Source organism: Sneathiella litorea, from assembly GCF_009882915.1.
In the GTDB taxonomy this organism is placed as follows: domain Bacteria; phylum Pseudomonadota; class Alphaproteobacteria; order Sneathiellales; family Sneathiellaceae; genus Sneathiella; species Sneathiella litorea.
Genome location: NZ_WTUW01000002.1, coordinates 596088 through 607008, shown reverse-complemented (window position 1 = coordinate 607008; position 10921 = coordinate 596088). Strand labels below are relative to the sequence as shown.

The following is a 10921-nucleotide window of genomic DNA, read 5'->3' as shown; positions in this document are numbered from 1 at the left end:
CCTGTTTAATCAAATTGCACCAACGATGGCCGGTAGGTCATCGAGGGTTCTGATCTGGCCATCCGGCGAACTGGGAAGACGTTCTTCTGCCTGACCAAACCGGTTACACCAGATAACGTTGAAACCGAAGGCTTTTGCACTGTATGCATCCCACCCGTTTGATGATTGAAAGGCAATTTCCGTCGGTTTGACCGAAAGACGGTCGACAGCAATTTGATAGGTGGACGGATCGGGCTTATAGATCCCAACATCCTCAATCGAAAAAATGCCATCAAGCAGGGGGGCAATTCCGGCGTTGTCAACTGCGGCGCTCAACATTTTCGGCGTTCCATTCGAAAGAATAGCGCATTTAATGCCAGCGGATTTCAGTTGCTCAAGGGTTGATTTTACTTCTGGATAGGCGGAAAGCGTCAGATAAAGGTTCATCAGACGTTCGCGAAGCGCCGGGTCCGTTACTTCCGCGTTAGCCAGGGCAAAATCAAGAGCCTCCCCCGTTACCTGCCAAAAATCCGCATGGCGCCTTTGCAGGCTGCGCAGCCAGGTATATTGAAGCTGTTTTAACCGCCAGACAGACGCGACATCCTCCCATTTATCGCCGAGGGCGGCCTGTTCAGCGCGGGCAGCCGCATTGACATCGAACAGCGTGCCATAGGCATCAAAGACGCAGGCCTTGATATTTTCAAGTTTCAGGGTTGCCATGGGTCATTCTTTCTCTTTATGAGCGCCATTTCGTATGTTGGCCATGTGGCGCGCCAATGCAAGAAAAGAATTAACGGGATCTAGTGGGTTGCGCTGCCCCTGTTGATATCATAGCTGATTTTGAGGGGGCTGCCCTCGTCACGGGCCAGCCGCTCACGGTAGATCTGAAGGTTTTCGATGACGCGCTGGACGTAGTTGCGGGTTTCGGCGAACGGAATAAATTCAATCCAGTCAATCATGTCGATATCCCCCGAACGCGGATCCCCCCATTCCTTTATCCAGCGGCTTACGTTAGCGGGGCCGGCGTTATAGGCGGCAATGGCAAGCACATAAGAGCCATTGAACCTTTCTATCTGGTTGGCGAGATAGGTGCTGCCCAGCAGGGTGTTATAAGCAGGGTCAGCCGTGAGGAGGGCTTTCGAGTAGCTGACATTCAAGTTGCGCGAAACCAGTTTTGCGGTTCCCGGCATCAATTGCATCAAGCCGCGTGCCCCCGCCCAGGAAATGGCATCAATGGCGAAAGTGCTTTCCTGCCGCGTGATTGCCAGCATCAATGCGGGTTCAATTGGCGGGTTTTCTATGGCTAGATCCGGTACTGGCCAGTTGATTTCTACAAGCTCGGTACCCAGTTGAGACGCCCTCTTGGCAATCGCGATGGCGTAATCGGGCCGATCGATATCGTTGGCAAGCTCCGCCGCCGCTATGTAATCAGATTCGCTTTGTGCCTTCTCGGCGATCTCCAGAAGAAATGGCCTTGCCCATTTTGTCACGCCAATTTCGGCGAGGTGACGTACTATTAGCACTTGTATGTCGGGGGATGCGCCCTTGCTTGCCGGGCTTTTCACCCGTGAGATTTTTGGAATAGCCGGTAGTTTCCGTTCTCCAAGCTCATGTAGGGCCATTTGACCATAATAGGTCGTATAAAACTCTGCGGCGACTTTGTACCAGTTCTTTGCTGTCATCGCGTCACCAAGGGCGTCGTGCGACCGACCAATCCAATAGGCGCCGCGGGCGCGGCTGATTGGGTAGCTTACATTCTCATAAAGCCGGGTGAAATGACCGAGTGCTTCCTTTCCATCGCCCAGAAAACGAAGCATGATCCAGCCCGACAACCATTCAGCGGCGGCAAAATCCGCACCGTTGGTCAGGCCATGCTGACTAGCGAGGTTATAGGCATCCGTGATATGCCCCTTGGCGAGGAGTTTTCGAGCCTGGACATGCCGCTCGTGCCACCATTTATCTGCGCGCGGTACCGTATCATCGACCTCAAACAAGAGGTCCCGTGATTCATCATCCAGTGCCTTGCTACGGCGCCATTTGGCACGCTCGAATGTCAGGCCCGGATCATTCTGAAGCTCGGCGGGGACGGCGCGAATAGCCTGATCCACATTCCAGGAATTCCGGATCAGGCGAATGCGGGCAGTGGCAAGCTTCTTCAGATCCTCATTGAGAAAGGGAAAGAGGCGGACGGCAGCATCGGTCTCCCGCTCCCACAAGAGATTATCAAGGCGCTTTTCATGATCTGACTTGGTTAGCAAATCCCCATAGTTTTTAAGAAATTCTAATTCTATGTCTTCTGTAAATTCAGCGGAATGCCAGGCTTTGCGGAGCCATTTCGCACCCTCGTCACGCTTGCCAGATTTGATAAGCGCGTCCCCGTATCGGTACATACCAATACCGGTAACAGGGCTGCGGCGAGCAAACCATTGCAAAACCCTGTTCTGGTCAGCCGGATCTACCAGTGCCTGCTCGGCGCGCCGGTGGAGGGTATCTTGACCGGGCCAGTCCGGGTTTTCTTCGATGAAACGGGCAATCTGATCAAAGCTGGCCTGATTTCGATAGGTGCTGAAATACCGCCATTCAATGATTTTGGCGGGCAATTTATAGTCTGCGCGATGCGCAATTTCGATAGCTCTATCCCAGTGCCGTTTGTCAGCTTCAGCGAAGGCCTCTTTATAAAGTTTCAGGTCTCGCGCATTCAGCAGCCCCGTGGCAAGCGGATGAGGAGGCAATTCGATGCCAATAGGGCGTTTTTTCGGCAGCGGTGGCAACTCTACATGCAAGAGTGCGACCTGTCCGATCTCCGGTTTAAGATGTGGAAGAGGTATGGTTTCACTCTCTGGCAGGGAGCCAGCGGGTAGCAAGCTATCCCTCGTTACAGGAGTCTGGTCGCCCTCCAGCCTTGCCTTGTTAGCGGCAAGCGCAGACATGGGAATAAGCATTGTGCTGGTCATCAGCGCCACAAGGGCGACCTTATTTCGCATTACCTCAACCGATCAGTTAATCAATGGTGTTTAAGCTGCTCCTCAATCTGTAACGGCAATAGCTGCATATTATCAGATAATTTTACTAATTATGCAGGCTTTTATTTGCCATTTCGTAAACATGATCGGATAAATCCGGTAGTTTCAGGATTTTTTCGAGTTCAGCAGACATCAGCGCCTGACGATCTTCGTCATAACGGCGCCACTGACCCAGCGGCGCAACAAACCGTGCAGCAATCTGCGGGTTCGTCTTGTTCATGGCGCTGATAACGCCAGAAAGTATCCGATACCCTTCACCGGACTTGTCATGGAAATAGACAGGGTTACCGGAGGTAAATGCGCCAATCAGCGATCGTAGCCGGTTCGGGTTTCGTAGCGTAAAGGCGGGGTGCTCCATCAGTTTCTTGATATCCGCAATGGTGCTTTCCCGCATGGACATAGCCTGTAAAGTGAACCACTTATCGACGATTAGGGCATCTTTCTGCCATTTCTCGTAATAGTCGGCGAACATCTCATCCCGGACCGGATGGGTGATATCTTTAAGGCCTGAGAGTGCCGCAACGCTATCCGTCATATTCGTACTTTTGCGAAATTGCGTGGCCGCTAGGGTGATATATTCCTCGCGCCCTGTCGCAATCAGATATCTGAGGGCGGTGTTTTTCAGCTTTCGGCTGCTGCTTTCCGGCTGATTTGCTGGCGTTGGAGCGTTTGCGCATTCGTTATAAAGTTTGCGCCAGTTTTCTTCAAAAGTGAGGCCGATTTGCTGGCGCGCATTTTCACGAACCTTATGAATTGCATCGACATCGACAATAGGCATCCTTTGCGCGATATCCTGCTCCCCGGGGAGTGTGAGGGCAGAGGCTGTGAACGCGCGATCTAGTTCCGTATCTGACAAAATTTCTGCGAAGGCATCCAGGAAAGCCGCAGGCAGTATGGCGGTGTCATCTTCATCAACGGCTTCAATGTTTTTAAGGATGATATTACTGGCCAGCCGTTGCCCTGCGTCCCAGCGGTTGAACAAATCCTGATCCTTCGCAAACAGGAAGGCAAGCGCATCGTCGCTCATTGTCTGCCTGAGTTTGACAGGGGCAGAAAATCCCCGGAAAAGGGAGGCCTTCGGCTGTGATGAAAGTCCTGAAAAAGTAAAGCTCTGTCGCTTCTTGTTAAAATCAAAGACACCTTCTGTCTGACCTTTGAAGGGGCCGTCGGTAAAGGTGACGGCTTGACCTTTCTCATCGAGAAGGCCCATCTGAAGCGGAATATGGAGTGGTTTGAAAATTTCCCCCGCCTTTAGATTTGACTGCTCCAGCGTTAGCTTGTACTGGCCGGTTTTTGGATCAAATCGTTCATCGACCATAATTTCCGGGGTGCCGGGCGTAACGTACCAACGGCGGAACTGGGTGAGATCGACACCGGAACCGTCTTCAAGGGCGGAGACAAATTCCTCCGTCGTGACTGCCTGTCCGTCGTGTCGTTCGAAATAAAGATCCATGCCCTTGCGGAATTTTTCCTCCCCCAGAAGCGTATGGATCATGCGGATAACTTCTGCCCCTTTTTCATAAACCGTGGCGGTGTAGAAGTTATTGATCTCCACATAGCTTTGCGGCTGGATGGGATGGGCGAGGGGGCCACCATCCTCTGGAAACTGGGCTGCGCGCAGCCGCTGGACATCATCGATACGTTGCACAGCGGCAGAATTCATATCGGCTGAAAACTGCTGGTCACGGAAAACGGTAAGGCCTTCCTTCAGGGTAAGCTGGAACCAGTCGCGGCAGGTAATGCGATTGCCGGTCCAGTTGTGGAAATACTCATGGGCTATGACGCTCTCGATGCCGTCGAAATCAGCGTCTGTTGCCGTTTCGGGAGAGGCCAGCACATATTTCGAATTGAAGACATTGAGACCCTTGTTCTCCATCGCGCCCATGTTAAAATCACTTACGGCAACAATCATGAAGATGTCGAGGTCATACTCGCGGCCATATTTTTCCTCATCCCATTTCATGGATTTTTTTAACGAGGTCATGGCGTGGTCGCATTTATCCTCATTGCCCTTTTCGACGAAGATCTGCAGTTTCACATTCCGGCCCGAACGGGTGGTGAACTTATCCTCAACGACAGCCAGATTCCCTGCAACCAGCGCAAAGAGATAGGAGGGTTTCGGGTGTGGATCGTGCCAGGTCACGCTTTGCCGGCCATCTGGGAGTGTTTCCTGTTGCATCAGGTTTCCGTTAGAAAGCATTACGGGGTAAAGTTCCCCATCACCGATGATGGTTGTGGTGTAAATGGCCATGACGTCCGGTCGGTCAAGGAAATAGGTAATCCACCTAAACCCCTCCGCCTCGCACTGTGTGCAGAAATTACCGTTGGATTTATAGAGGCCTTCAAGCGCCGTATTCTCCTGAGGCTTGATCCGTGTGACAATTTCAAGGGAGAAATCAGTTGTTACTGTCGCGACTGGGAGGTGAAGCCATTCGTCGGTCGCGTTGTATTCATCCGGCGTCAGCATGTGCCCGTCCATCTTGACCGATTGCAAGGTCAAATGTTCCCCATTCAGGCTGAGTTTGGTCGCATTCTCATCATTACGCGTGAGCTCCAGTCGGGAGGTGACAATGGTTTCTTCCTCCCCGAGCTCGACTGTCAGGTCGACCGTCTTGATCAGGAAATCCGGTTCTTTATAATCTTTAAGGTAAATCGTAGCGGGCTTCGCGGAAGATTGGGACAAGGGGAACACCTTCAACATAGAAAAGACAATAGATTTAAGATAACCCCCTTATTGGTTTGATCAAGAGCGGAAGGCGAAGCAATGTTGCGGAAAATTGAATAAATTTTCGCGACCGTCACCTTATAATTGCAGTTACCACTTGCCTTGCCGGGCATCATGCCTATAAATCAGGCGGTTCGCCGCGATTAATTCGGGAAAGTCTGATGAAAAGGGCATCACCGTATTCACGGCGGAAATTGCATTTTTAAATATCGAGGATTTTGTCATGTTTAGAGGATCGATCACAGCGCTTGTTACTCCGTTTGATGGAGAGCGCTTGGATGAAAAATCGTTTCAATCTTTCTGTGACTGGCAAATAAAATCCGGAACCAAGGCGCTTGTTCCGGTTGGCACTACCGGGGAATCTCCTACCTTGAGCCATCCTGAGCATGATCGCGTCGTGGAGCTATGCATTGAAGTGGCCAAGGGGCGGGTGCCGGTCATGGCAGGTGCGGGCTCGAACAATACATTGGAAGCAATTCGCCTGACGAAACATGCGAAGGAGGCCGGTGCCGATGCGGCACTGATTGCCATGCCTTATTACAACAAGCCGACTCAGGAAGGCATGTATGCCCATTTTGAGGCGATTAACAATGCGGTCGATATTCCGATTTATATCTATAATATCCCCGGTCGCTCCATCGTCGATATGACACCGGAGACCATGGGACGCCTAGCGAAGCTCAAAAACATCGTCGGGGTCAAGGACGCGACCGGTGATGTGGCGCGTGTTTCCCTGCAGCGACTGCATTGCGGCACGGATTTTAACCAGCTTTCCGGTGAAGATGGTTCGGCTATCGGGTTTAATGCCCATGGCGGTAACGGGTGCATTTCGGTTTCGGCAAATGTCGCGCCGGAACTTGCCTCTCAGATGCAGGAGGCGAGCCTTGCCGGGGATAATGCAAGAGCTATCGAGTTACAGGATCTCTTGATGCCGCTTCATCGCGCACTGTTCCTTGAATCGAGCCCGGCACCCACCAAATATGCCTTGTCACTACTCGGTAAATGTAAGCCGGATGTTCGCCTGCCGATTATCCCGCTTGTGAAAGATGAGACCAAGCGGGAAATTGAGGCAGCGATGCGCCATGCGGGCATCCTGAACTAAAAAAGGGTCAGATACAGCTATGGGCCGCAATATCGCGGAAAACCGGAAGGCCCGCTATAACTACTTCATTCATGAAGAGTTTGAGGCGGGACTGATCCTGCTCGGGACGGAGGTGAAGAGCCTTCGCGCCGGGCGGGCGAACATTCAGGATGCCTATGCATCCTTTGAAAATGACGGCCTGTATCTGATCAATGCGCATATTTCCGAATATGGTCATGGCAATCGCAACAACCACGAACCGTTAAGACCGCGGCAGTTGCTGATGCATAAAAAGGAAATCAAGAAGATTGCCGGCCAGATACTAAAGGCGGGTAAAACCCTTGTGCCGCTATCGATGTATTTTAACGATCGCGGGATTGTGAAGGTTAAAGTCGGCCTTGCCTCGGGTAAAAAGCAGCATGACAAGCGCGCGACGGAACGCGATCGCGACTGGGGCCGCGAAAAACAGCGGCTACTGAAAAACAGCGTTTGATCTGTCTAGGCTGTCGCCTCTGCGGGGAGGGGAGTTGCAAACTCCAAACCGAGAAAATTGTCCTGCGTCCAGACCACACGGCTTTTCAGCCCGTCGGAGAACGTACGGGAGGATTGCAGCACCAGCTCAGTACCCTTGGGCAGCTTGCCCTGTAGCCAGATTTTCGCACCTGAGCGGCTATAGTCCACCAGGCTGACCTTCATTTTCGTTTCGTTGGTGATGATAAATCCCGGCCAGTCAATTTTTTGGCGGGGATAGCGCCGCTTGTTGGTTTCGGCGTTCATATGCTCCCGATAGACAGGAATATCGCTGTCAGAGAGGCTCGCTAGCTGGCGGGGTCGGTACTTCTTGTCCAGCTCCCGCCGTTTCAGGACGGATTCATGGAGCTTTTCTGGTACGAATTCCGGCGGGAAACTCTTCCCGGCCATTCCAACAGGGCGGTTGAACAGCTTTTTGAACGGAACACGGACGCCAAGAACTTTGCGCCGGTCCATCGCTATTTTCCCCAGTATGTCTGGCGTGATCAGTTCTTCCAGCTTTTCCGTATCGATATGCAGGCCTTGTTCTGCTGCACGGTCCAGCAGCCAGCGCAGCGCGATATCTGATAGACGGCTGTCGCGACGCCCGCCGACAATATTCTCATGGGAACCGGGAAACCAGACTTGTTCAACTGACTTGGTATCGGTCGAGTGAACGCCAGTCCAGAGGCCCGGTTTGAACCGGCTGCGTCGTTCATCGAGGGCAAGAGCCTGATAAGCGTTCTCAACATTTGCATTGATCTTATGATCGTGAAACGTCATCCAGCTTTGCGAAATCCCGTGGAGGCCGGGCAGGGGAAGGCCATGACTGCCGACCGTATCCCAGCATCCGAGAAAGCGAATGCGTACGGGCTTCGCCGGTAACTGTTCGGCAAGGCTCTTGGCCCCGGGCGTTTCCAAGGCCTCCGCCGGGATCTGGCTGTATTCATAGGCTTCGGGCAGGAGATGCAACTCTTCAGGTGATAGCAAACCAACCTTGTCCAGCAGGTCCGTTAGCCGGCGGATATTGCAGGCGCCCAGACCCGCGCCAAACAGGTAAATATCATCCTCCTCGCCGCGGTAATTTTGCGCGAGGAATGTATAGCTGTTGTAAATCTCCGCCTTCATGCCAAGGCCGAATGTGCGCTGCATCAACCTGCGACGGAAAGACGGTTTGGCTTCTTGATCGTGAAGATAGCGGATTTGCGGTTTCCCGTCTGTATTCTGTTCCGCGATGGCATGATAGGCAAGCGTGGCATTTCCGGGAACGCGTCGGTTCTTGCTTCTGAATTGCGGGGCAATCCAACTGCCGTCACTCAGGACCACAAGTTTTCGGGCCATAATTTTTCCCTTATAAGTCAGATAATTACAGCATACCGGGCGTCGCAGGCAGCTTTGCATTGTAATGCCTGCATCGACATCATGCATTTTCTAACTATATCGCGGCACTCCCTGTCTAAAAGCGCCAAAACCATTTTAACCGTATTTTGTCATCTCATTCTATGAAAAAATGCGCGGCATATTCCGGTAACTGGCAGCAGACCGCAGAAACTGGGGGGCATGAAATATCGGGTAAAGCTACTGAAGAGCTAAAGAAATCTTGGTAATATTCTGATTAGTTAAGGGAATTGCCGTTGATCAGGCAATTTCCTCAGCGTCTACATATGGCTCGAATTCGTCAGGATAATCGTCATAATCCTGGTCGGACTTCTGTCCGGCGGCGCGGCCAACCTTTTTTTCCATATCTTTCAATTCGATAAAGAAGTCAGCTTGACGACGAAGCTCATCGGCGATCATGGGCGGCTGAGACTTGACGGTACTGACGACCGTGACACGGACACCCTGGCGCTGGATTGATTCAACCAGTCGACGGAAGTCGCCATCGCCGGAGAAAAGCACTGCATGGTCGATATGGCCTGCCAGTTCCATCATGTCGATGGCCAACTCGATATCCATATTTCCCTTGTACTTCCGGCGGCCCGTGGAATCTGTAAATTCCTTGGTGGGTTTCGTGACCATCGTATACCCGTTATAATCGAGCCAGTCGACCAGTGGACGGATGGGGGAATATTCCTGATCTTCGATCAGCGCTGTATAATAAAAAGCGCGGACAAGCCGACCCTGTGCGGCAAATTCGCCGAGTAATCTTTTGTAGTCGATGTCGAACCCAAGCGCCCTGGCGGCCGCATACAAGTTGGAGCCATCAATGAAAAGAGCAATTCGCTCCTCAGAATAAAAAGGCATTACCACTTCCGCATTTAATATTATAAATAGTTATGTGTGTTCAATCGTGCTCCCTAATCATTCATCAATAGCAAATATATTTGTGATTCTCTAGATAAGAAATGCATGCCATCGTGGTAATTGTGATGAAATGATGCAGAAAGCGTGGTGTTTTCATGGTTTTTGAGGAAAATTTTAGGTGATATTGATTGGTTTAGGGGCAAATATGCCACATCCGGACCATGGTGATCCGTTAAATACGCTAACGGAGGTGGTGCGTCGTTTGCGCAAGATAGCTGATATTTCGCGTCAATCAAGCTGGTATCGCTCGGCGCCAGTGCCGGCTTCAGATCAACCTTGGTTTGTAAATGCGGTTCTTTCAGTGGAAACGGAATTACCAGCCCCGGAGCTTTTGAATCTCCTGCATGGGGTGGAACGTGAATTCGGGCGTATCCGGCGACAAAAATGGGAACCAAGGGTGCTTGATGTTGATCTTCTAACCTATCGTGATCTGGTGACGGTAAATCAGGATCAGCGGGCAGGGCCTGTTCTGCCGCATCCTTACATGCATGAGCGCGCATTCGTGCTTGCGCCAATCGCCGAAATCGCGCCTGAGTGGCGCCACCCGGTCAGCAAGCTGCAGGCAACGGAATTGCTTGAAATGCTGTCATCAGATCAACCATTTGACATCGTCGGTGTAGATGATTTCTCCGCTTGATGCAAAAAAGCGACGGAGGGGCTGAAAAGCGCCAAAATTCAACGCCTTTTTATGTTACTTTGACTTGCTATCCGCGGCGCAAACGCATATGTAGATAGCTAATCACAGACAATTGGAGTTACTGTATATGGCACGCGTCACTGTTGAAGATTGCGTAGAAAGAGTTCCGAACCGTTTTGAGATCGTATTGCTGGCTGCCCGCCGCGCCCGGGAAATCGCCGCCGGATCCATGCTGACCGTCGATCGTGACAACGACAAGAACCCCGTCGTCTCCCTTCGTGAGATTGGCGATGGTACGATTGAGCTGGGTGAGCTCAAGGAGAATCTCGTACATTCGCTGCAACGCCGCGTCGAGGTAGATGAACCTGAAGAAGACAACATGGCCGCCCTGATGAGTGCAAGTAACGAATGGGCAGGCGTCATTCAGGAAAACACAGCCGTTGAAACTTTTACCGCCGATGAAGTCGGCGTGACGGAAGCAGACACGCCGGCAGCAGAAACGAATGCCGATGAACCGTCTGCTGATAACTGAACGGACCAAAAGTAAAGCCCGGCATTTACAACAGGAATACGCGCCCGTAATGCCGGGTTCGGCAAGTTTGAGTTTCAGAATATGTAACCCGATTATCAGTTTATGTTGTCAGCAGGGGGAGGACGGCATT

The 10921-nt window shown here is 51.8% G+C and carries 9 protein-coding genes; 4 read left to right on the top strand and 5 right to left on the bottom strand.

Features of this window, described 5'->3' with window-relative positions; translation table 11 throughout:
- Window positions 1-9: 9 nt before the first annotated feature.
- The 3 genes from GQE98_RS09135 to pepN all read right to left on the bottom strand — a co-directional run bounded on the left by GQE98_RS09135 (window position 10) and on the right by pepN (window position 5694).
- Window positions 10-699: a haloacid dehalogenase type II gene (locus GQE98_RS09135; RefSeq protein ID WP_202526196.1), complete on the bottom strand. Its 690-nt coding sequence runs from the start codon at window positions 697-699 to the stop codon at window positions 10-12.
- Between the two features lie 80 nt (window positions 700-779).
- Window positions 780-2963: a lytic transglycosylase domain-containing protein gene (locus GQE98_RS09130; RefSeq protein WP_161315344.1), complete on the bottom strand. Its 2184-nt coding sequence runs from the start codon at window positions 2961-2963 to the stop codon at window positions 780-782.
- A gap of 85 nt (window positions 2964-3048) precedes the next feature.
- Complete coding sequence (gene pepN / locus GQE98_RS09125; protein WP_343044216.1) at window positions 3049-5694, bottom strand: aminopeptidase N; 2646 nt, start codon at window positions 5692-5694, stop codon at window positions 3049-3051.
- A 256-nt stretch (window positions 5695-5950) separates the two neighbouring features.
- Between pepN and dapA the strand changes: the two genes are divergently transcribed.
- Window positions 5951-6829 carry a 4-hydroxy-tetrahydrodipicolinate synthase gene (dapA, locus tag GQE98_RS09120; protein WP_161315342.1) on the top strand — a complete coding sequence of 293 codons (879 nt, stop codon included), beginning with the start codon at window positions 5951-5953 and terminating at the stop codon, window positions 6827-6829.
- Between the two features lie 19 nt (window positions 6830-6848).
- Window positions 6849-7301 (top strand): SsrA-binding protein SmpB, encoded by a 453-nt coding sequence (smpB, locus tag GQE98_RS09115; RefSeq protein WP_161315341.1) that lies wholly within the window; start codon window positions 6849-6851, stop codon window positions 7299-7301.
- Window positions 7302-7306: 5 nt separating this feature from the next.
- On the opposite strand, the gene GQE98_RS09110 is transcribed toward smpB, so the two are convergent.
- Together GQE98_RS09110 and GQE98_RS09105 are read right to left on the bottom strand one after the other, a co-directional pair.
- Window positions 7307-8659 carry a phospholipase effector Tle1 domain-containing protein gene (locus tag GQE98_RS09110; RefSeq protein ID WP_161315340.1) on the bottom strand — a complete coding sequence of 451 codons (1353 nt, stop codon included), beginning with the start codon at window positions 8657-8659 and terminating at the stop codon, window positions 7307-7309.
- Between the two features lie 297 nt (window positions 8660-8956).
- Window positions 8957-9562: a LabA-like NYN domain-containing protein gene (locus tag GQE98_RS09105; protein ID WP_161315339.1), complete on the bottom strand. Its 606-nt coding sequence runs from the start codon at window positions 9560-9562 to the stop codon at window positions 8957-8959.
- A 178-nt stretch (window positions 9563-9740) separates the two neighbouring features.
- Between GQE98_RS09105 and folK the strand changes: the two genes are divergently transcribed.
- Both folK and rpoZ read left to right on the top strand, forming a co-directional pair.
- A complete protein-coding gene (folK, locus tag GQE98_RS09100) occupies window positions 9741-10259 on the top strand; it encodes a 2-amino-4-hydroxy-6-hydroxymethyldihydropteridine diphosphokinase (protein WP_214646492.1) in 519 nt (172 codons plus the stop codon).
- A gap of 127 nt (window positions 10260-10386) precedes the next feature.
- Window positions 10387-10791: a DNA-directed RNA polymerase subunit omega gene (rpoZ, locus tag GQE98_RS09095; protein WP_161315337.1), complete on the top strand. Its 405-nt coding sequence runs from the start codon at window positions 10387-10389 to the stop codon at window positions 10789-10791.
- The last annotated feature ends 130 nt before the right edge of the window (window positions 10792-10921 follow it).